At 50.8% G+C, this 23,213-nt stretch carries 17 protein-coding genes; 7 read left to right on the top strand and 10 right to left on the bottom strand.

The window, feature by feature from the left end:
* Positions 1–173 precede the first annotated feature (173 nt).
* Positions 174–1,646: a uracil-xanthine permease family protein gene (locus G445_RS09125; protein WP_022865833.1), complete on the bottom strand. Its 1,473-nt coding sequence runs from the start codon at positions 1,644–1,646 to the stop codon at positions 174–176.
* A gap of 553 nt (positions 1,647–2,199) precedes the next feature.
* Here G445_RS09125 and G445_RS0101625 point away from each other — a divergent pair.
* The gene (locus G445_RS0101625) at positions 2,200–2,901 is read left to right on the top strand and encodes a LytR C-terminal domain-containing protein (RefSeq protein WP_022865831.1); all 702 of its coding nucleotides are present in this window, start codon (positions 2,200–2,202) and stop codon (positions 2,899–2,901) included.
* Positions 2,902–3,133: 232 nt separating this feature from the next.
* Here G445_RS0101625 and G445_RS0101620 read toward each other — a convergent pair whose 3' ends face one another.
* From G445_RS0101620 to G445_RS09120, 6 genes are all read right to left on the bottom strand, one after another.
* Positions 3,134–4,756: a hypothetical protein gene (locus G445_RS0101620; protein ID WP_022865830.1), complete on the bottom strand. Its 1,623-nt coding sequence runs from the start codon at positions 4,754–4,756 to the stop codon at positions 3,134–3,136.
* Between the two features lie 258 nt (positions 4,757–5,014).
* Positions 5,015–6,043: a 23S rRNA (guanosine(2251)-2'-O)-methyltransferase RlmB gene (rlmB, locus tag G445_RS0101615; protein WP_022865829.1), complete on the bottom strand. Its 1,029-nt coding sequence runs from the start codon at positions 6,041–6,043 to the stop codon at positions 5,015–5,017.
* Positions 6,044–6,052: 9 nt separating this feature from the next.
* Positions 6,053–7,480: a cysteine--tRNA ligase gene (gene cysS / locus G445_RS0101610; protein ID WP_022865828.1), complete on the bottom strand. Its 1,428-nt coding sequence runs from the start codon at positions 7,478–7,480 to the stop codon at positions 6,053–6,055.
* A gap of 200 nt (positions 7,481–7,680) precedes the next feature.
* A complete protein-coding gene (locus tag G445_RS0101605) occupies positions 7,681–8,196 on the bottom strand; it encodes a CarD family transcriptional regulator (protein WP_022865827.1) in 516 nt (171 codons plus the stop codon).
* Between the two features lie 136 nt (positions 8,197–8,332).
* Positions 8,333–9,022, bottom strand: coding sequence for a response regulator transcription factor (locus tag G445_RS0101600; protein WP_022865826.1), 690 nt, complete (start codon positions 9,020–9,022; stop codon positions 8,333–8,335).
* Positions 9,019–10,170 carry a sensor histidine kinase gene (locus tag G445_RS09120; RefSeq protein WP_040430284.1) on the bottom strand — a complete coding sequence of 384 codons (1,152 nt, stop codon included), beginning with the start codon at positions 10,168–10,170 and terminating at the stop codon, positions 9,019–9,021. The genes G445_RS0101600 and G445_RS09120 overlap by 4 nt, the downstream gene beginning before the upstream one ends.
* Before the next feature lie 171 nt (positions 10,171–10,341).
* Here G445_RS09120 and phoU point away from each other — a divergent pair, with 171 nt between their 5' ends.
* From phoU to G445_RS09115, 4 genes are all read left to right on the top strand, one after another.
* A complete protein-coding gene (phoU, locus tag G445_RS0101590) occupies positions 10,342–11,061 on the top strand; it encodes a phosphate signaling complex protein PhoU (protein WP_022865824.1) in 720 nt (239 codons plus the stop codon).
* 355 nt (positions 11,062–11,416) lie between these two features.
* Positions 11,417–12,637 carry an ABC transporter substrate-binding protein gene (locus G445_RS0101585; RefSeq protein ID WP_022865823.1) on the top strand — a complete coding sequence of 407 codons (1,221 nt, stop codon included), beginning with the start codon at positions 11,417–11,419 and terminating at the stop codon, positions 12,635–12,637.
* Between the two features lie 18 nt (positions 12,638–12,655).
* Complete coding sequence (locus G445_RS0101580) at positions 12,656–13,714, top strand: FecCD family ABC transporter permease (protein ID WP_022865822.1); 1,059 nt, start codon at positions 12,656–12,658, stop codon at positions 13,712–13,714.
* Positions 13,711–14,655 (top strand): ABC transporter ATP-binding protein, encoded by a 945-nt coding sequence (locus G445_RS09115; RefSeq protein ID WP_022865821.1) that lies wholly within the window; start codon positions 13,711–13,713, stop codon positions 14,653–14,655. The genes G445_RS0101580 and G445_RS09115 overlap by 4 nt, the downstream gene beginning before the upstream one ends.
* Positions 14,656–14,899: 244 nt before the next feature.
* On the opposite strand, the gene G445_RS0101570 is transcribed toward G445_RS09115, so the two are convergent.
* Positions 14,900–15,637 (bottom strand): phosphoglyceromutase, encoded by a 738-nt coding sequence (locus G445_RS0101570; RefSeq protein WP_022865820.1) that lies wholly within the window; start codon positions 15,635–15,637, stop codon positions 14,900–14,902.
* A 312-nt stretch (positions 15,638–15,949) separates the two neighbouring features.
* Here G445_RS0101570 and G445_RS09110 point away from each other — a divergent pair, with 312 nt between their 5' ends.
* Both G445_RS09110 and ddaH read left to right on the top strand, forming a co-directional pair.
* Positions 15,950–17,548, top strand: coding sequence for an APC family permease (locus tag G445_RS09110; RefSeq protein ID WP_022865819.1), 1,599 nt, complete (start codon positions 15,950–15,952; stop codon positions 17,546–17,548).
* A 137-nt stretch (positions 17,549–17,685) separates the two neighbouring features.
* Positions 17,686–18,459 (top strand): dimethylargininase, encoded by a 774-nt coding sequence (ddaH, locus tag G445_RS0101560; protein WP_022865818.1) that lies wholly within the window; start codon positions 17,686–17,688, stop codon positions 18,457–18,459.
* A 3-nt stretch (positions 18,460–18,462) separates the two neighbouring features.
* On the opposite strand, the gene G445_RS0101555 is transcribed toward ddaH, so the two are convergent.
* Positions 18,463–19,665: an MFS transporter gene (locus tag G445_RS0101555; protein WP_022865817.1), complete on the bottom strand. Its 1,203-nt coding sequence runs from the start codon at positions 19,663–19,665 to the stop codon at positions 18,463–18,465.
* Positions 19,666–20,396: 731 nt separating this feature from the next.
* A complete protein-coding gene (gene adhE, locus G445_RS09105; protein WP_022865815.1) occupies positions 20,397–23,102 on the bottom strand; it encodes a bifunctional acetaldehyde-CoA/alcohol dehydrogenase in 2,706 nt (901 codons plus the stop codon).
* Between the last annotated feature and the right edge of the window lie 111 nt (positions 23,103–23,213).

Genomic DNA, 23,213 nt, shown 5'->3' with positions numbered 1-23,213 from the left:
TGGAATCTTCCAGCCACCCACACATTATGTTCTAGCACTACATGCTCAGCCCGAGTCCCCTTGGACTACTTTATTTAGCCTGAGCCTCCTGGTCGCTATCAACCCAAGTCGCGAGTGCCGTACTGATATTGAACCTTTCGGTCGTCTTAATCGGATTGGGATTTCCGACTTCTTTATTCAGCCTGAGCTTCCTGGCCACCTTGCGTGCTTTCATCAGCCTGATTGGCTTCGGTTTCACGCTTGCGCTGATTGGCAGGTGTGCGGGCTGGCTTACCTGAACCCAAGGACTTCCTCCAGGAGCGGTGCAGGCTTCCCTCTTCGAGCTCCGCACCGGCAGGAGCTGAGGCAGGAGACGCAGATTCAAGCGAGGTTCCGCGCCACTTCGAAATCCAGCGCATGGTGTGGTACATAATAATCGCACCGAAGGAGCCGAGCGCAATTCCTTCGAACACCATGTCGCCCAAATGCCAGGTGTAGTTAGCAATCGCCACAACCATGGCAATCGCAGCGGTATTCAAGTTCACCGGGTCAGAGAAGTCTGTACGATTCTGCACCCAAATACGCACACCGAGCATGCCGATCATGCCGTACAGAATCGTCGCAGCCCCACCCAAAACGCCCGCGGGAATCGTCGCAACAATGACGCCGAACTTGGGGAACATAGAGAGTGCCAACGCCGTCACCGCGGCAACCACGTAGGCCGCCGTCGAATATACGCGGGTAGCAGCCATAACACCGATGTTTTCCGCATATGTCGTCGTACCTGAACCACCACCGGAACCGGCGAACATAGTGGACAAGCCGTCCGCGAAGAGGGCGCGCCCCGTTAAACCATCAAGGTTACGGCCGGTCATCGCAGACACCGACTTCACGTGCCCAACATTTTCAGCAATCAACACCAACACAACCGGAACAAACAGACCCAGCGTACTCACGTCGAACGCGGGTGCGTGGAGCGACGGCAAACCAACCCAGTCTGCCTTCTCAATCGCGGAGAAATCAACCTCGTCACGAATAATCGCGCAACCATACCCAACAAGAACGCCGAGCAGAATCGAAAGGCGCCCAATAATTCCTTTAAACAAAACCGTCACGAGCAACACGGACACGATTGTCACAATCGCGGTTGCCGGCGCCTGCTTCACGTTATTCCATGCGGCCGGTGCAAGATTAAACCCAATCAACGCAACAATTGTTCCAGTCACAATAGGTGGCATCAGCGCATCGATCCACCGTGTACCTACAACCATCACAATGCCGCCCACAATAAGGAGCGCCAAACCCGCAGAAATAATGCCCCCCTGGGCAAGCGCCATCTTATGCGGATCGATTGGGCCTTGCCCGAGCGTGTAGCCCGTTACTGCCGAAATCGGGGCAATCAAAGCAAAAGAAGAGCCGAGATAACTTGGTAATTTCCCGGCCGTAATAAGAATAAAAAGAAGGGTTCCAATCCCAGTGAAGAACAATGTCGTCGAAGGATCAAAACCCGTAAGCAATGGAACGAGGAACGTTGCGCCAAACATAGCGACCACGTGCTGCATCCCAATACCAATTGTCGCCGGCCACGCCAACCTTTCATCTGGTTGAACAACCTCGCCGGGGGCAATATGCCCGCCATCACCATGCAACTTCCATCGTGCAACCATGTGTAACTCCTTGCGTATCTGTCGCGGTTCGTTTGCGAACCCGAATTATCATAGACTGTTTTTTCTCGACGACGGAGCCAGATCCTTCCTCTTGTGCGCATACTCACCAGTTTTTTCCCAATATACGACGGCGGTGGCGGAACACTTGAAAAATGGTGTATGTTTTTAACAAGTATTTTTTCTTGAGCTTTTTGCCGATTAAACAAGTTCACTTTATTTTTACTTCAGGTTTACTTTCTCTACGTAACCATTATCTTTTTCTTTCACTTTTACATCGAAAATTCTCCTCTTGGCTTGGGCGTCACAGCACACCAGCTCTCCCCTTGGGTTGGCTTTCACAACGCACCAACTTTTCGCTTGTGTTCGTTATTACGCCACACCAACTCTCAACTCGTGTTGTTATTACGCAACGCCAACTCTCAACTCGTGTTCGGCACTACACCACACCAACTCTCAACTCAGATTTACTTTCACTACTCACCGGAAGAAAACGCCAACATTAACTTACTCATATATGTAGGCAAAAGCGGAGAAAATGCTTTATTTTAGTAGTGTGAAGGAAAAAAATATTAGCCCCCGCATTACGTATCGCCGTCGCATACAGCAACGGCAAACCATGATTTTTGGCACGATTGCGGCAGTCATGTCCGTATTATTCATTTTGTGCGGGCTTATTTTCGCAGGAATTCTTCCCTCTCCAATTAATCGAGCATTTTCTCAGAGGGGCGCCTACACCGCAGGCGTAGCTCCCTGTATTAAGGACGGGACTCCCGAAGTTGACCTGAAAAATATCAGCGTCACTATTTACAATTCGACTGCGCAGGCTGGACTTGCACGCCAAGTATCAAATAATCTCAACCAAATGGGCGTAAATATTACAAATATCGCCAATTGGGGTGGCGATTCCATTCGAGAAGCCGCTCTTATCCAGACCGGCATTGAAGGAATTCCCGCGGCCTACACCCTCGCCCAATATATTCCCGGTTCCGTCATTCGTTTAGATAAGAACACCGCAGGGCAAAACCTTTCCGTCGTCCTTGGCGTAGATTACACGCAACTAGCCGATCCTACAGAGGTTGCGCACGCCAATCCCGAGGGCAAACTCCATCCCATTGAAGGATGCGAAGTTGTTACGACGAAACAAGAACAAACTAAGGACAATAAGGGTAACCCGGCACAGCCACAAGACGATCAAAACAACGAGCAAAATAAGGGACCCGTACCTTCGCAAGATCCAAAGAATCCTAAAGACTAGTTGGTCAACATAAAACTAACCCGTCAAGCTAGGTGGTCGTCTACATTATCCCCATAATGTAGACGACCACCTTCTTATTGAATATCACTTCGTGCTATATAGCTTTCCGCCCTGCATTCGACATCCACACAGTTGCGGAAAGGTGTAGCTCAACCGTAGAAAAATCAGAAACCGTGCACCGTATTTGTGTGCAACGGGCGAGATTTCACCCCAGCACGTCACCCCCGGTACGTCACTGCGCAGCGCTTGTGGAAGGCGGAAGTTCAGGCGTGGGCGCGTTTTTCCGTGCCGTATGGGTGGCAGGGGTAACAATCGAATCCGCCGGCCCGGTTCCCCGATGTGCCGAACCCGCTACCGGGTTTGTGCGCAGCGTGGTTCCATTTGCGACGGAGGTTGCCGGCGCACCGACATTCGTCGTCGTAAAAGACCCTGGAAGCTGTGGACTGTGGGCGGTATGTGCGGTGTGAGCCGTGTATGCGCTCAAAACTTCAAGGGCAGAGAAGGCGCTCAAAGCATCCGGGTTGAGGCCCTCGGCGCGCATTGCGGCTTTAATCCATTGCGCCGTGAGAATACGCGTTGACCCATTCAACGCCAACGCTCCCCCGCCGAAAACAAGAAGTTTACCCAACCTGCGGTTCCAAAGGCGCGTACCTGCAACAATTCCGGCAACCCCGATACCAGCCTGGACGGTGGAAACAACTTCCATAAGGCGCGGATTGGAGAAAAGAAGTTTGCGGTAGATCTTCCAGAAATTCGGATTCGTGGAACCGTAGCCCGAAACCTCGTAGGCCATAGAGGACTGGAAGCGTTGTGCGAAACTTTGAGGTTGGAAAACTGTCACGTCGGGAATATCTTCGGCGGCACGCTCACCCGCCAAAACTTCACGTACGGAATGAGGCAAACCTAGAACCTGTGTGAATCTTTCTACGGCCTGATCTGCCGGGGCGTTGAGGGTATCGATAAGTTCACCTTCGTCAATATCGGGAAAATCTTCCATAATACGACGGGCACGAGCGCCGGAACCAAGCTCCACCCTGGAAAATTCGGACGCCACTTTATTGGCATCAACATGCTTTAAATCGGTGAGAGTATCAATCCATTTCCAGGAAGAAATGCCCGAATTTTGGCGGATTGCCAGCACCGGGTTGCCTTCACTGCCATGCTTATCCCCATCCGTTGATAGCACAATCACGAAATTGGGGCGCCCGCCGATTTCTGCGTCAACGGTAAGTGGCGTATCCGCAATCATGGCATTAGCGCCACAAGCTTCCATGACCGCAACGGGCTTTTGAATACGCGCAGCAACTCCAGGAACGCGCGCAAAGGGAACATCACTCAACACAAGCATGGGGCCACTTCTGAACGTGGGAATCTTGCCCTCGCCCTCGGGAAGAATTTCGCTTCCCTCTTGGACTTGGGGAACATCTATACCGTCCACCGTCGTCGCTTTGTGGGCGCGCTCAGCAATTTCTTCCTCATTGGGTGCGCTAGCGCTTGCGAAGATGAAATCGTCGTCAGTAATACCAACTTCACCCAGGTCGATGGTGGGATATACCGTGTAGCCATCAATATCGACCTGAACTTTGCGCAGGGTTCCCGCGATTTTATCGGCAAAATCGGGCAGATTCATTCCCGGTTCGACGCGATCTTCCGCGTTCTCCTCGGTTTTTTCCGCAATGCGCGCTATGCGACGTCGCCTCCCCACAACAGCGATTTCGAATCGGAATAAATCACCATCATGTTCTCCGCGGGCAATAACACGTTCATTAGCGAAAAATTCTTCGATTTGCCCAGGGGACGTCAGGCTTTGGTCAAGCCTCTGGATTTCTCCGCGAACCGGACGCCACTGATACATAAAGCCCCTTCCGCTTATCTCGTACTCTGATAGTTTACCTTGTTGTTCCGATTCGCATGAGGAAACTGGACGTGTTACGAGCTTCTTCTCTAAAAGCGTTCCCGATGTCGCGCTATGTTTCTCACGTAGCGCGACATATAGACGTCGACATGTGTAGGTATCTCCGCAACCAACCCACTCCTCTTCCACGTGTCACAGATCCCTGTGGTTCTGTTTTCCAGAACGTTGTTAAGTGAAGATGTTTCCTCAAGTTATGGTTTAGGCGCCGTTTTCCGTAGCGCCGTTTTCCGTAGCGCCGTTTTCTTGTGCGGAGCGAAGCTGGTCAATTTGATAGAGAGAAATTCCCGTAGCAACCGCGGCGTTCAAAGATTCCATTCTGGGGTTCATGGGAATGGAGGCAATCACATCACACGTTTCGCGCGTGAGGCGCGCCAATCCCTTACCTTCAGATCCGGTAACAACGACGAGTGGCACATCCGTTATCGTTAATTTCCCAATTTCCACATCTGCCCCGCCATCAAGACCGACGACGAAATAACCGTCTTTCTTCAACTGTTGCAGACTCTGCACCAGGTTCGTGACCCTAGCTACGGGAAGCATGGCGAGCGCCCCGGCACTAACTTTCCACGTTGTTGCATTCACGCCGGCGGCCCGACGCTCCGGGATAATCACGCCGTCTGCGTCGAACGCTGCACCTGCGCGGAGAACAGCACCAAGATTATGCGGATCCGTTACAGAATCGAGAGCGATCAACAGGGGTTCACGCTGGCTTCCGGATCTGTTCCGGGATGCTCGATCTGTGAGGTCAGCGAGTTCTTTGTATTCATAGGGTGGCACTTCAATAGCTACACCCTGATGGACGGCGTTATTCGTCATGCGATCAAGCTCGGTTCTCGACACTTCCACCATGGGGGTTCCCAACGCGGTTGCTGTGCGTACTGTTTGTTCCAGACGTTCGTCTCCAATGGCAGATGCCAACATGAACACACGCGAAAGTGGGATTCCGGAACGGACTGCCTCAGCTACAGGGTTGCGCCCCGCGATGAGTTCGTGGTCGGGGCGTAACTTTAGTTCGCTACGGAGTTTTGGAGTACGAGCCGCCTTGCGTGCGGCCTCTTGCGCAGCGCGCGCTTCGGCTAGCTTTTTCGCCTTATATGCCTTGTGGTAGACACGATCTTCCGCTTTGGGTGTGGGGCCTTTACCTTCCAAACGCCTTCTATTATTCCCACCGGACCCTACTGTTGGTCCTTTTTTGCCTTTTGGGCGCCGTGTGCGTCCATCTGCCATAGGTTTCTCCTATTTCGAAGCCAGGTGCCAATGCGCACCTTCTGCTGTATCTTCCACAGAAATGCCTGCCTGAGTTAAAGCATCGCGAACACTGTCGGCACGTGCCCAGTCTTTATCTTTACGGGCCTGTGCGCGTTGCTCCAACATGCCACCCACGAGTTTATCGAGCGCCACCACTGCATCGCCGCCGGTTTTTTCTTCACGCCAGTTTTGTGCAAGCGGATCAACACCCATCACATCTAACATTGCCCGGACTTTGACCTGTGCTTCACGCAGGGCGATGTCGTCCCGATCCACCAGGGCATTATTTCCTTTACGTACTTCCTCATGAACTGCTGACATAGCGCCGGACACATTGAGATCATCATCCATTGCTTCGACGAAACTCTCCGGCAAATCCTCAGGGGTTACGGTAGCAATTTCTTCCGCCGGGACTTCTCCCACGGCGGCAACGCTACGCTCCACAAAACCAGCAAGTTTCTCCCATACGGACGCGGCCGCCTTCATGGATTCTTCCGAATATTCCACTGTGGAGCGGTAGTGAACAGTGCCCAGAGCAAAACGCAAAACGATAGGGTTAACTTCTTTGAGAATATTGGAAACGATAAGGGAGTTTCCTAAAGATTTGCTCATCTTTTCACCCTTAATGGTGACCCATGCGTTGTGCATCCAGTTGCGAGCAAAAGAACGTCCAGCTGCGTGAGCTTGCGCCTGCTCGTTTTCGTGGTGCGGGAAGCGCAAATCAATTCCGCCCCCGTGAATATCAAACTCTTTACCCAAATAATGGGTGCTCATTGCCGTGCACTCTAGATGCCATCCCGGGCGACCACGACCCCACGGAGTGTCCCATGCAGCAGTTTCCGGCTCCCCTGGTTTTACAGCCTTCCATAGCGCGAAATCGTGCGGATTACGTTTATCGGCTTCCGCATCGTCCTCGTTAACTTTCATGTCGGAAATTTTTTGGCGTGTGAGTGAGCCATAATCTTTCAACGATGCCACGTCAAAATACACATTCCCCGGTTCGCCCACATAGGCGTGCCCAGCATCGAGAATCTCTTGAATAAGCTGAATCATCTGAGTGATATGACCCGTTGCGCGTGGTTCATATGTGGGGGGAAGAACACCTAACGCCTCGTAAGCCTTCGTGAATTCTTGTTCATAGGTGTATCCCCATGCCCACCACGGTTCACCGGCTTCAGCAGACTTGTTGAGAATTTTATCGTCAATATCTGTGACGTTGCGGACAAGGATAACCTTATATCCGCTACGCCTCAACCAACGAACTAACACATCAAAAGCGAGGGAGGAACGCATATGCCCAATATGTGGGGCTCCCTGAACTGTTGCCCCACACAGATATATGCTCACCTGCCCGGGAGTTATGGGAACAAATTCCCTGACGCTTCGGTACGACGAATCATAGATTTTAAAACTCACGTTTCTAGCCTACCTTGCGTTTACCTTCTTGTAGCGCTTATCCACAGGGGAAAGTGTGTGACATATCCTGTGGATATACGCTTTATTCATGCACAGCACCTGGGAATAAATATAAATACTCGCAAGAATCCGTCGATGAACAATGGAAACTACTGTATGCGCACCTATGCACACGCAGTTCGCTCTAGAAGAAGTGCTTATTATTCTTCGATAGTAGCTTCGTCTTCGCTACGCTCCACACCCAGAATGCTGTCAAGTAATTCACCAGCATCTTTTTCGCTCAATTCACGCGCCAAAGCAACCTCGGAGGAAAGAATTTGGCGGGCACGTTGCAACATGCGCTTCTCGCCGGCAGAAAGACTCTTATCAACATCACGACGTGTCAAATCACGAACAACTTCAGCAACTTTATTCACGTCACCCGACGTCAATTTTTCCGTATTTGCCTTAAAACGACGGGACCAGTTCGACGGTTCCTCGACATCTTCTTTGCGAAGAATATCGAAAACAACCTCTAGCTGATCTTCATTAGAAACATCGCGAACGCCAACCTCTTCAATGGATTCTGCTGGAACCTGAATTGTCATTTCCCCTTGAAGAACCTTCAATGTAAGATAGGTTTTCTTTTCACCACGGATTGTTTTTTCTGAGATATTCGTAATTTCCGCGGCCCCGTGATGTGGGTAAATAACTGTTTCTCCGACCTTGAATGGCATCCGGATGCCCCCTTCCTGGCACACACTATCCAACCAACACGCAGAAATCTATTTTATCACGATAGTCACTATATAGGTCCCCTGTTTCGTTATAGGCTTTATGTCCCCTCCAGGCATCGCAATTTCTACCGTCGAATCACTCATCAGACATCTTGTATCCAAGTCCACGCACCGTCACAACAAGCTGTGGCTCCTTAGGATCTTCCTCGATTTTGGAACGAATTCTCTTCACGTGGACATCCAGGGTTTTCGTGTCACCGATATAATCCACACCCCAGATACGATCCAAGATCTGCCCGCGGGTCAACACGCGCCCCGAATTGCGCATAAATAATTCAAGCAACTCAAACTCGCGAAGTGGCATAGAAATCGGTTCATCATTCACGGTCACTTCGTGTTTCGTACAGTTCATGCGTACACTCCCAACTTCGAGGATGTCCTCATAATCCTTCTCGGCAACATCGCGCTTGCTACGTCGCAATACCGCACGAACACGCGCAAGAAGTTCGCGATAAGAATACGGTTTCGTCACATAATCATCCGCGCCAACTTCCAGGCCGACGATTTTGTCGATTTCGTCGTCCTTGGCGGTCAACATAATGATGGGGACATTGGAATGGGCGCGAATCCTTCTACACACCTCTTCTCCACCAAACCCGGGCAACATGAGATCCAGCAACACCACATCAGGGTTTTTTTCGTTAAAAACATCTATTGCTTGGGCGCCATCAGCCGCGGTGACGACATCATACCCATCGCGTTTGAATTTGAAGGTGAGCGTCTCCCGGTAGGTTTGTTCATCGTCGACAACTAATATTGTGCTCATATGCTTTGTTCCTTTGGTTCAGAGGCCTGTGGCAAACAGATAGTGAAAGTTGATCCAACTCCCGGCTGACTCCAGAGTTTGATACGCCCGCCATGATCCAACACGACATGTTTGACAATGGCAAGCCCGAGACCGCTACCGCCCGTATTGCGCGCCCGGGCGCTATCTCCGCGATAAAAACGCTCAAAAATGCGGTCCTTCACGGCGGGATCAATCCCTTCTCCCTGGTCGACGACGCTAATGCGCACTTGTCCGTCGGCAAGAGAAGAAGTAATTGACACCTGTCCATGAATGGGCGAATAACGCACGGCATTATCCAGGAGATTTCGGATTGCTGTGGTGAGCATTCCGCTGTCGCCGTAGATTTTTAGTCCCGTTGGAGGCGACGTAACAATTGTCACATCGCGGTCTTGGGCGTCAACAACCATGCGATCAACGGCTTCGCGAATAACGTCGTCGACAACAATAAGTTCGGATTTTCCAAGTGCGTCACCCTCTTGGAGACGGGACAACTCAATAATGTCTTGAACAAGGCTATGCAAACGCGCAGATTCTTTACGCAAATTGCGGGAAAACTTGCGCACAAGTTCGGGTTCGTCGGCTACGTCGCGAATTGTTTCGGCAAGTAAAGCAATCGCACCAATAGGCGTTTTGAGTTCGTGGGACACATTGGACACGAAATCACGGCGTGTTTCTTCGAGTTTTATTTTCGCCGTATTGTCCTCGAAAAGAACAAGGGTGCGACCTTGGGAAAGGGACGCGGCATAAACGTTTAGGCTGGTATCTTGCTGATTTTTGAGGGTTGAGCGCTTAATGCGCATCTTGCCGTTAGCGATATTTCCTGTGGCTTGGACGTCGTTAACGAGTTGGGAAAATTCCGGGCGCGCTATTTTTCCCTTATTGACGATGCCGTAACTATACGCCTGAGTTGAAGCACGTTCCACACGATTTTCTGCGTTCAAAAGAATGTAATGTTGCGGAATTGTTTCCAATAATGTGATGGTATCTTCATAACCGGAACGATCTTCATGAACGCTATCGGGTTCCGGGCGAAACTTACGTTGCGACCAGTAAAAAGACAGGCTCCCGATGATACCGACCGCAAGGCCCAGGAGTGCGGAACTTATGGCAACAACTTGCGTATCCATACTCTTAAGGTTATCCCGTTTGGTCACAATATGGCATCTTTTCCGCATTTAGCCTTCTTACTAAAATGTTTACCGATCGTTAACCGAACATGCAAGCGAAATTCAACATACACTGTTTAGATATAAAAGTGAATGTGCAACCACCCAGGTTGAATTTGATAAAGGAGCACCATGCGCCAAGAGTTCCGCAACGAAATTAAATCTTTGAACAAGCGGCTTCATCAGCAGGCACGTAGCGCCGCACGTGCCATGGATCGCGCGGCAGAGTCCCTACGCGATTCTAACCTCGCATTAGCAGAATCCGTGATTGATGCGGATGCCGATATTGATGAGCTTCAGCGTCAAGTAGAAGACATGGCAGTATCGCTCCTGGTTCGCCAGGCGCCCGTCGCCTCTGATCTTCGTCTCGTTGTAACTGCTATCCGTACCGCAGGAACCATCGAACGTATGGGCGATTTGGCTCGCCACGTTGCGTATATTTCTCGTGGTCGTTTCCCCGAACGTGTTGGTGGCCCCGGTTATGAAACATTGTGTGCAATGGCCGACGAAGCCTCACGTGTAGGACACCAGGTTGAAGAACTTGTTCGCACCCAGGATTTGGAAATCGCAGAAGAGATTGAGGAACAGGATGAAATCCTCGATCGTCTCCACCGTAAGTCCTTCGAGATCGTTCTCGATGAAAAGAACGAGATGACTCGTCAAGAATGTGTTGATCTTGTTCTTCTTGGACGTTTCCTTGAGCGTTTCGGCGATCATGGCGTTTCCGTTGCCCGCCGTATGCACTTCCTTATTACCGGTATTCGCGCGGAAGCAGAACTTGAACCGCCCACGCCCGGAACGGAAGAGGAAGTTCTTGGTGAATCCAACTGGGAATTCGAATCCGATAAATAGTCTCTACATCACATGGGATCAGTGATGTAACCGGGATGTACCAACCCCATTACACCATTTCGGCAATAGTTTTCTACATCGTTGTTTCCCTACCAGCGCGCTACTCCACCCCAGAGTAGCGCGCTTTTATGTTTAACGACGCGGTTTTTCTTCCGCATTCTTCATGCACACGCTCCACTCTTCCCCACTCGATCGATGAATATAAAATAGCTGGTGGCAAGCTTTAGCACAAAAAATGATTTCCGTGTGAAAACAATTATGAGGTAAGGTTCGCCTTATTTTAGATATTGTGACACTTGATTCCGCGCTGTAATATATTACTGATTGTTTCTCTCGTTCACTTAAAGGAGTCATTGTGAAACTGTCAGCATTAAAAAGGGGAATTGTTGCCGGTTTTGCTGCCGTATCGCTGGTTCTCACCGGCTGTGGCGGTACCGGAAAATCTGCAACTTCTTCTGCATCATCAACAACCGAAAGTAAGGAAGCTACTGGACCTTTCGAAATTAAAGATACGACGGATCGCACCGTCAAATTCGACAAGGCACCACAACGCATTATTTTCGGCGAATCTCGCGGTATTTTTGCAACTTCCATCCTCAATCCCAAGAATCCCACAGATAAAATTGTTGCCTGGGGAACCGATTTAAAGGGCAACGTCAACGATTACTACACCAACGTCATTAAGGTTATGCCGAAAGTTAAAGAAGTCCCTGAAATTGGTGGCTTCCGTAAGGCAGACGTGACGGTAGAAAATCTTGTGTCCTACAAGCCGGATGTCATTATTTTGTCCGTCGACGAATATAAAGGCGCCCAAAAGTCCGGAATGCTTCAAAATATGGATAATGCGGGACTCAAGTATGTTGTTATCGACTTCCGCGCAAAGCCGTTAACAAACACCACCAAGTCCATGACAATCCTTGGTCAGCTTTTCGGCAAGCAGAAGGAAGCCGAAGATTTCAACAAGGAATGGAACAAGACCGTCAAGATGATTGAAGAGCGCGTCGCCAAGGTAACGACGAAGCCGACGGTCTACGTGTGGCGTTCTGCCGGTGTTACGGATTGCTGTGGAACCTGGAATAACTCGAATATTTCCGAGCTTGTCAACAAGGCCGGTGGCAAGAACATTGGTGATGAATTTATTAAGGGCGAATCCGGATCCCTCACGCCAGAACAGGTGATTGCCAAGAACCCGGATCAAATTATTGTGACGGGTGGCGATTGGACAGGTAAGAAGAACAAGGCCGGAAATCCCGCCGCCTTTGCTTCCGCCGGTTACAACATTGACCAAAAGACCGCTCAGGAATCCATGAAAACGGCACTCGCCGCCCAGCCCGGTTTCGAAACCCTGGATGCTCCCAAGAAGGGTAACTTCCACGTTATCTGGCATCAGTTCTACAACTCGCCGCTCAACTATATCGCCATGTTGCAGATCGCTAAATGGCTCCATCCTGAAGAATTCAAAGACATTGATATTAAAAATGTCTGGACCTCCGCCCACGACAAGTGGGTTCCCATTAAGGGCGACGGTGCATTCTTCAACACTCTTGAAACTAAGCAAGATAAGCAAGCTAAGTAATCAAGAAGTTTACCGCTGATGTCTCAAGAAAAAACTGCATCGGCACTGATTGCCCAGCACCGCAAGATTGTTCTTCGGCGCTGGGCAATTATTAGTGTGTTGGTGTTCTTAGCACTATTCGCGTTCATGGTGAGCGTCGCCGTGGGTGCTCTCAATATTGGGTTTGGGGATGTTCTCCGCGCAATTTTTGCTCCCGGAACCATAGACGATAAAATTTCGACGGTGGTCTGGAGCCTTCGCCTCCCCATGGCCGTAATGGCGCTCCTCATTGGCTGTAGTCTGTCTCTTGCCGGTGGGCAAATGCAAACAATTTTGGGCAATCCTCTGGCTGAACCATTTACCCTCGGGATTAGTGCCGCCGCCGCTTTTGGTGGTGGAGCCTCCATTGTGTTGGGAATTATGTTCGTTCCTAGCCCGCAGCTCAATATTGCGATGATTGCCTGGGTCTCTTCCATGATCGCGACGCTCATTATCGTCGTGTTCTCGGTGTTTCGTGGTGCGAGCGCGGAATCAATGGTTTTGCTCGGCATTGCGCTAGTGTTCCTCTTCCAAGCGTTACTTGCGCTCATTCAATACACGGCTTCAACGGAAGCCCTCTCGCAAATCGTATTTTGGGCGATGGGTTCCATGACCCGAGCATCATGGATGTCTAACGCAATTATGGCGGGCGTGCTTGCCCTAACGATTCCGATTTTCTGCGTACTTTCATGGAGACTTACGGCTTTGCGCCTCGGGGACGCGCGGGCCGCGGCAATGGGCGTGAATGTCGCTCGGTTACGCATTCTTGTGCTTATTGTTGTGTCCATTATTGCGGCAACGACGGTTGCTTTCGCCGGAATCATTGGGTTTGTGGGTCTTGTTGGCCCGCATATTGCCCGCATGTTAGTAGGAGAAGATCAGCGTTATTTCATGCCTGCTTCTATGGCGGCTGGCGCGCTCATGATGTGCGGTTCTCATGCCATTAGTTTGGCGATTAAGCCGGGCTTAGCGATCCCCATCGGAATTATTACAGCCATTGTTGGCGTTCCGTTCTTCCTTGGAATTATTTTGACGCGCAGGAGGGCGATGTGGACATGACATCTGAACACAAGAATTCGGGCGCTTCAAAAGAGCCGAAAAATATGCCCAACACACGTGGCACAAAAAATGATTCCCGCACCCCTTCCTCCCCCACACACACCCCTTCCTCCCCGACACCCACCACATTGAACATCACCCACCTACATGTTGCCTACGGCAAACATGAAGTTGTTCATGGCGTGAGTCTTGAGAATCTGCGTGGCGTGGTCGGTTTGCTTGGTCCTAATGCTTCGGGAAAATCGACGACGATAAAAGCCATTGCCGGTGTCCATAAGGCACGTGGTGGTTTGGTGAATGCTCTGGTTGACGGCGTGGAGCTTTCCGGGAAAGCGCTTCAACGCAGGCTTGGTTATGTTCCCCAGGATTTGCCGACCTCCGCAAGCCTCACGGCCTTTGAAACCGTTCTGATTTCTGCGCGTCGTTCAAACGTTCAAGCTGACCCTGCTCGGGCAACAGCTGAAGTTTTTACAGAGTTGAATATTGAGGATATTGCGCAACGCTATTTGGGTGAGTTGTCTGGTGGGCAACGTCAGTTGGTTGCGGCTGCGCAAATGCTGGTTACCCAACCTGCCGTGATGCTCCTTGACGAACCAACCTCCGCCTTGGATTTGCACCACCAGCTGTTTTTGTTGGAGATTGTGCGTCAGCGTGTGGCAAAAACTGGGGCAGTTACGCTCATTGCCATTCACGACATTAATATGGCGGCACGGTACTGCGATAACCTCGTCATATTGCGTGAAGGAAAGGTCCATGCTCAAGGAACACCGAATGATGTGGTGACTGTCAGCATGGTAAGCGAGGTATATAACGTGGATGTTGAGATTGTCAAGCATCACGGCGTTCCCCTGATTAACCCTCTGCGTTGGGAGCAACTTCCCGCCCATAAGTGCGACGAACTCGGCACACCAGCCGAATCCTTCGTCCAGGCGAAAGAGTAAGTCAAAGTAACCGAATAGCTCACCGCGCCATAACTCTTATCCTAGGATAAACGCGCCGCCATTCGGACGAGTTCAAATACGTTCTGGCCAATACGTCAACAAAAACGATGCCGACCCTCGCAGGTCGGCATCGTTGGGATACAGGAACCACTATCCCTGCTTAACAAATCAAGAAGTTCACCTTCGGATTGAACCGTACTTACAGGAAAGTAAAGGTACCGAGAAAGGAGAACTTCCGAGAAGGCTACTTTCCTTGATTTGCCACTTCGTCAATCTTCTTCTGGGCTTCGGGATCGAGATATGTTCCACCCTTCTTGATTGGCTTGAGGGTTTCCTCATCCAGTTCATACACGAGCGGAATACCTGTTGGGATATTAACGCCAACAATATCGTCGTCCGAAATATCGTCGAGATACTTGACGATACCGCGCAGGGAATTTCCGTGTGCAGCAATCATAATGGTTTCGCCGGTTTTAATGGCGGGAACAATTGTTTCTTCCCAGTAGGGCAAGAGACGCCCGAGAACGTCCTTCAAGCACTCGCTACGCGGAATCGGCTCGCCGGCGTAACGCGGATCTTGATCCTGAGAAAATTCGGAACCGAGCTCAATGGCGGGCGGCGGAACATCGTAGGAACGACGCCATGCCATGAACTGCTCATCGCCATATTCGTCGCGAATTTCCTTCTTATTCTTGCCCTGCAAAGCTCCGTAATGACGTTCATTCAAACGCCAGTGACGCTCGACCGGAATCCAATGGCGATCAGCTTCATCAAGAGCGATATTGGCGGTAGAGATTGCACGACGCAAAAGAGAGGTGAACAAACGATCAGGAAGAATATTGGCTTCCTTGAGCAACTGGCCACCATGCTTTGCCTCACCGCGTCCCTTTTCCGAGAGGGGAACATCCACCCAGCCGGTAAAGAGATTCTTCGCATTCCATTCACTCTCGCCGTGGCGGAGCAGAATCAATGTGTAAGTCATTGTTACTTCCTTAAAGTAAGCATGTGTTGTGTTGAAAAATCGGGAGCACCGCTCACCCAACGTGAGCTAACAGCCCTTGCTCTCTTGCTGAGTTGAGCATTCGAAACCCTTATCGTTGGTATCTTTCGACGGCGACTGAGAACAGGCACCGAGCAGGGCCACGGCAGGCAACATGAAGCAAGTGATGATTTTCTTTTTCACACTCCTAGCTTACCTGTGCCAAGGCGCACAAATACAGCATTTTTCCGCCATATCCCTCACATTTCGCGATACGACGAAACGCTTACGCATATTTATACACCAACAACATGTATGAAACGTCTCATTTTTCAAAAAATCCGCCCACATTCTGAAATCCACCTCACCGCACATATTCATGTGCTTGAATATTTATTCGTAAACGATTTAGGAGGCATTATGACGGCGAAACACTTCACACATCAACTCTTTCGCAGACGCCTCCCTGCCGGCACAGCAGGCGAAGAAGTTCTTGCCGAACCCAATGCGGCGCTTGGTCTCAAACGAAGCATGACAACATTCCAGCTCACCATGATTGGCGTGGGCGGAACCGTCGGCACAGGTATTTTCTTCATTCTTTCTGAGGCCGTCCCGATTGCGGGTTCTGCCGTCACGATTTCCTTCATTCTCGCCGCGATTGTCGCAGGGTTAACCGTCGTATGCTATGCGGAACTTGCCTCCGCAATACCGTCGTCGGGAAGTTCCTACTCCTTTACCTACGCAACTCTCGGGGAACTGGCAGCCTTTGCCGTTGGCGCCTGTCTCCTCCTCGAATACGGCGTTTCCGCGGCAGCTGTCGCCGTCGGGTGGTCTGAATACGTGAATCTTTTGCTCAAAAATCTTATTGGTTGGCAGTTCCCCGTAGCCCTTTCCGCGGCTCCCGATGCGGGCGGTGTCATGAATCTTCCCGCGGTTATCCTTGTTATTCTCTGCATGGTTCTCCTCCTCAAAGGCGCCTCGGAATCTGCGAAAGCAAACACGATTATGGTGCTCATCAAACTTGGCGTTCTCGTTATTTTTGCGGCAATCGCCTTCACGGGATTCCAAACGGATTATTTCGCGAACTTCTCCGACTTCAAATGGGCCGGCGTGATTGGCGCAACCGGAACTCTGTTCTTTTCCTACATCGGCTTGGATGCCGTCGCAACTGCTGGTGGAGAAGTAAAAAACCCGCATAAGGCTCTCCCCCGCGCCCTCATTTTCGCCCTCCTTATCGTCACCAGTATTTATCTTTTGACGACGGTAGCCGCGCTCGGCGCCCAAAAGGTCAGTAAATTTGAAGGTCAGGAAGCCTCACTGGCAACAATTGTCCAAAACGTTGTGGGTTCCACTTGGCCCGGAACCGTTCTCGCCATTGGCGCGGTTATTTCTATTTTCTCCGTGACCCTCATTTGCCTTTACGGGCAAACCCGCATTCTCTACACCATGGGGCGCGACGGACTCGTCCCCCGAATTTTTGCCAAAATTAACCCCACAACCCATATTCCGGTTGCCTCCACGTGGATGGTGTGCCTGGGCGTTGCGGTTCTTGCGGGCTTCCTTCCCCTGACGCTCCTGGCGGAGCTGACCTCCATCGGAACCCTCACAGCATTCACGCTCGTCTCTATCGGCGTGATGATTCTTCGACACACCGCACCTAAGTTAAAGCGCGGTTTCAAGGTTCCGTTCTATCCCGTGACGCCGATTTTGTCCGTCGCCACGTGCGCATACGTCACTTACGGATTGGCTCCCTTAACCCTCAAGGCTTTTGGCATGTGGATGGTTATTGCGATGAGCTTCTATTTCCTGTGGAGCCGGCGCCATTCGCGTTTGGAAGGCCTTAAAGAACACGGAATGTATCTCGAAGACGCAAACGGAGAGATACGTGAGGATATCGTCGTAAATTTCCGGTAAAACCATGCTTTCACATTTTTCTATGTACGACGAAACCCCGCGGAACGTCGCAAGAATGTAGATTATGCGAAGTTCGAGCGAAAAATAATGCGGGAGCTACCCGGTAAACTAAAGAAAATTGATACGAAAGGAAGATTATGTCCAAGATTGCTCTTGTTCGTCGCCCTAGTCCCCTGTTGAACGATGGGCTTACGGATAATATTGAGAAAGTTCCTGTTGATCTTGATAAGGCGTATCTGCAGTGGGATGCTTACGTTCAAAATTTAAATGAGGCCGGTTGGGAAACCGTTGAGGTCGCCCCGGCAGATGATTGCCCGGATTCCGTGTTCATTGAAGATACGGTTGTGGTGTATAAAAATGTTGCCGTGATTTCTCGGCCTGGAGCGGATAGCCGTAAACCGGAACCTGCGGGTACGCGCGAAACCGTTCGCGGGCTGGGCATGAGCATTAATGAAATTAAGGCGCCAGGAACACTTGATGGTGGCGATATTCTCAAGATTGGGAACACTATTTATGTTGGGCGTGGCGGGCGCACAAACGCTGAGGGAATTGCGCAGTTGCGTAAAATCCTGACGCCGCTGGGAGCAAAAGTTGTTACGGTTCCCGTGAACAAAGTTCTACATTTGAAAACTGCCGTTACGGCACTTCCCGATGGAACGTTAATTGGTTATGAACCCTTCGTGGATAATATCCACATTTTTCCCAGTTTTGTGAGCGTTCCTGAAGCTCATGGGGCTGCCGTCGTGGTGTTGAGCGAAACCCATGTCTTGATTTCTGCTTCTGCGCCGAAAACCGCGGCAATGCTTCGCGATATGGGCTATACGGTTACGGAAACACCGCTAACGGAATTTGAAAAGCTGGAAGGTTGCCCCACCTGCCTATCTGTTCGCCTGCGCGATATTCTTCTGTAAAACTCAGCTCTCTGCCGATTCTTCGCCGCGCGATTCTGGGTGTTGAACATTCGTTACCGGCGCAAGAATCGCGGCAAAGCACGCGCCTACCATCGGAATAATCAAGGCATAACGTAAACCCCACGCCTGCCCGGCAAAACCCAGAATTGACGGGCCGGAAAGGAAAGCCAAATAGCCCGTAATCGAAGCAAGTGCCACGCGGGCTGTTGGGTTATGTCCGCTACGTCCGGCTGCGGACAGGGCGAGCGGAAACCCGGAAGCTGCCCCTAGCCCCCATAAAGCTGCTGCAACCGTCGCAACTACCCAGCTATCCACAAAAGCAATCAAACCAATCCCAGTAACCACAATAAGTGCACTCACAATCAACACGCGAGCACTACCGAAACGTTCAACGAAGAAACCACTAATAAAGCGACCAAGCGTCATGGACGCAACAAATAACACGTAGACAACCGTCGAGAACGTGGGTGTAACACCATGCCCGTCCACCATCACAAGAGGCAACCAGTTACTTGCCGTTCCCTCAGAAAGCGCGAGAGTAATCACAATGACGCCAATGAGAAGAAGGCGCCAATCCTTCCACACTGGTTTTTGGTTAGCAGAGCCGAGACGGCGATTAAACATGCGTCCCGTATAACCGGTGCGTTCAGGCATTTTCTTAACACACCACAACAAAATAAACGCATTAATCACGGCAATAGAACATAGGTGAATCACAATGCTCAGGTTAGTTGCCTGGGCTACCATGCCAAACAACGCCCCCAGAAGATTACCCAGACTGAAACCGCCGTGAAGATACGTCATGAACACATGCCCAGATTCACGTTCAACCTGGCCACCTTCAACGTTCATAGCGACATCGCCACACGCCGCGCCAAAACCAATAAAGAACAAACCCATCCCGACGAGCCATGAATAAGCACATAATGTTCCCAGGCCAACAATTGGTAGCCCAAGAGTATTGACAGCAAAGGCGACGGAAATAACGCGACGCGCTCCCCAACGGGAAACAATCGGACCCGACAGCATGATTCCAAGGAAAGAACCGACAGATGCGCACGACAAAAGAAGACCCATCTGCGCGGTATTCGCACCCAAAATATCACGCACCGCGGGAATACGTGTCACCCACGAACCTAAAGCCATGCCAGCTATAAAGAAAATCCCAATCAGGGCGACTTGGCGCATACGTAAAGAAGCGTTCATTTTGCTCGAAGTTTTCTATACACGGGTTGAAATGATTTTTTCTTTCCACAGGTAGACACATAACAACACCCGGAGTTTTGCGTGTAAAACATACGCAGAGTGCGTAACGTGAGCGTAAAGGTTTTCAGGGCACAAGTTTCGATATAGGTTTTGCACATTTTGACGTACAAAATATTTCCCAACGTCTCAACGTATCAAAACTGACGAAACGCGGACACCCGAATACGCCTCGCACGCAATGTTCTACCTACAGGGAAGCACGGCTACTTACTGTAATACACATAAAAATTCCCCGAAAGTACTTCGGGCTGTTAAGCCGGGCACGTTCCGGAGAATTTCTCACTGTTGGGCGCGATGCACAGAGGTTCACCACGGCACGGAAGTCAACACGTACACAGAGATTCGGGGCGACACAGAAACCCGCCACGGTTATATACCATGAGCGTTCACTGTGGCAATTCACGCTACACTTCACAAACCACCACACGTTTCCACGCCGACAAAGACGAGGAGGTAATCCCGCTGCGCTTTACAGCCCCATAATATGAGGGCGGGTGTTGTGGATCCTCTCGATGGAGTCCACAACACCCGCCCTCACAATCACCAAAATTGGCGATGAGCTATTTGCTCAAATCTTTAATCATCCAGTTCGGCCTGTTCAGCGCCTGTATCCTGGATTTCAACCTGAGCATCGGTGTGAGCCTGGGAAGCTGAAGGAACTGAACCTTCCTTCACCTTTTCGCCGGGCGTTCACCTTTCGCGGTTTTCTTCGGGGCCGTCACCTTATCTTTTTGGGATGCAGTGTAGCCAACCGGGCCTTCGAAGGCATCGAGGATAAGCGTCTTGAGTTCGCTCACCAGTGGCGCCTTCGGGTTTGCCGGGGTGCACTGATCTTCAAGTGCGCGGTCTGCCAAAATGTCGATCTTTTCGTCGAGCATTTCTTTGGTGACACCGTTCGCCTTAAGGCTCATCTCAATTCCGAGATCTTCGGCGAGTTTCGTTACTTCATCAATAAGGGACTGGACGCCTTCTTCTGTTGTGGAGGCGGGGAAGCCCATGAAGCGTGCGAAATCAGCCAGATCTTCATCTGCATGATAGTGCTCGTATGCCGGGAAGATGGAGTGCTTGTACGGCTTTGTTGCGTTGTAACGAATAACGTGCGGCAACATAATGGCGTTGGTGCGGCCGTGGGCAATGTCGAATTCTCCACCAATCTTATGGGAAAGAGAGTGAACAATGCCGAGGAAGGCGTTCGCGAATGCCATACCAGCCAAAGCCGACGCGTTGTGCATCTTTTCTTTCGCTTCACTATCGTTTTCCAAAACGGACTTGCGCAAGTTCTGGAAAATCATTTGAGCTGCGCGGATGGACAAGCCACGTGTGTAATCCGAGGCCATCGTCGAAACATAGGATTCGATAGCGTGTGTCAAAGCATCCATACCGGAATCAGCTGCGGTGCGGCGCGGAACGGTATCCACGAACTGTGCGTCCACAATAGCGACATCCGGGGTAATCGCGTAATCAGCGAACGGATACTTCACGTGCGTTTCCGCATCGGTAATAACTGCGAACGGCGTACATTCGGAACCTGTACCGGAAGTCGTCGGAATAGCAACAAACTGTGCTTTCTGTCCGAGCTTCGGGAAGCGATATGTACGCTTGCGGATATCCATGAACTTCTGCTTCATGCCGAAGTAGCTGGATTCGGGGTGCTCGTAGAAGAGCCACATTGCCTTGGCCGCATCCATTGCGGAACCGCCACCGAGGGCGATAATGCAGTCGGGCTGGAATTCGCCCATCAGTGTTGCACCACGGAACACGGTGGTTGATGTGGGGTTGGGTTCGACATCCTGGAAAATATTCCATGCCACATCGTCACGACGCTTCTTCAAATGATCGATAAGAACATCCACATAACCGTTCATCACCATGCCGGGATCTGTAACGATAAAGACGCGGGAAATTCGTGGCATCTTCTGCAGGTACTGGGTGGAGTAACGCTCGAAGTAAGTTTTCGGCGGGACCTTGAACCACTGCATATTGTTGCGCCTCTCTGCAATGCGCTTGACGTTAATAAGATCCGTGGCGCTCACGTTGTGGGACACGGAGTTACGGCCGTAGGAACCGCAACCGAGGGTAAGGGAGGGAACAAGACCGTTGTAAACATCGCCAATACCACCAAGCGCGGAAGGTGCGTTGGAGATAATACGGCAGGCCTTCATACGCAAACCAAATTCGCGACGGATTTCTTTATCTTCGGCGTGAACAACCGCGGTGTGTCCCATACCCCCGAAACGCAACATTGCTTCGGACTTTTCCAAGCCCTCTTCTTCAGTGGCGTAGGTGGTGTAGCCGAGAACCGGGCAGAGTTTTTCACGCGAGAACGGCTCATCTGCGCCAATACTTTCCATTTCAACAAGGAGAATCTTGGTGCCGAGAGGCAAATCAAGACCAGCACCTTCAGCAATACGATCCGCATTCATACCGACGACGAAGGGAGCAATGCCACCCTTCTCGGTCACCATGAAGTCCTTGAGCTTTTGCTTTTCTTCCGGGGTGACAACGTAGCAACCCATGCGGACGAATTCTTCGAACAGTTCATCCTTGATGGTTTCGTCAATGACGAGCCCCTGTTCGGATGCGCAAATCATGCCGTTATCGAAGGTCTTGGAGAGAATCAAATCGTTGACTGTGCGCTTAATTTTTGCACTCTTGTGAATAAGAACCGGAGCGTTTCCGGGGCCAACGCCGAGTGCCGGCTTTCCTGTGGAGTAAGCCGAGTGAACCATTGCGCCACCGCCAGTTGCGAGTGTCAGTGAAATTGCCGGATGGTTGAGCAATGCCGTGGTGGCGTCCATCGAGGGCTTTTCAATCCACTGAATGCAGTGTTCCGGAGCTCCAGCTTCAATTGCGGCATCGTACATCACTTGCGCCGCCATGGCAGAGGACTTCTGCGCGCCAGGATGGAATGCGAAAATGATGGGGTTGCGCGTCATAATTGAAATGATGCACTTGAACATTGTTGTTGAGGTGGGGTTCGTAACCGGGGTAACGCCCGCAACCACGCCAACGGGTTCAGCAATTTCTACAATTCCATTCTGCTTATCTTCTTTAATGACGCCAACCGTACGATCATATTTAATGGAATTCCAAATATATTCGGTTGAGAATAGATTTTTAATGCACTTGTCTTCATAAAGACCGCGCCCTGTTTCCTCGACTGCCGCCTTCGCTAAAGGCATATGCTTATCGACGCCAGCAAGAGCCATGGCATGAACAATGGCTGTAATCTTTTCCTGATCATAGGAATCGAATTTTTCTAATGCGACAAAGGCCCGACTGGCCAAAGTGTCAATCATAGCATCCACAGAATCGGTGGGCACCGGTGCGGGGGTTACGGCAACTGATTCGCTGCTGTGACTTTTTTGAGAGGTCATTATTCCGCTTTCTCTATAGGTGGGACTGTTGGGAAGGAGCTTGCTGTCCAGCCCCTTTACTTTATCCACCGCGTACTAATTTACGTGAGTTTCTAGGGAAATTCACTCTTT

It is taken from the genome of Actinotignum urinale DSM 15805 (assembly GCF_000420445.1).
Classification (GTDB): Bacteria; Actinomycetota; Actinomycetes; order Actinomycetales; family Actinomycetaceae; genus Actinotignum; species Actinotignum urinale.
This window is presented reverse-complemented; position numbering and strand designations above follow the sequence as displayed.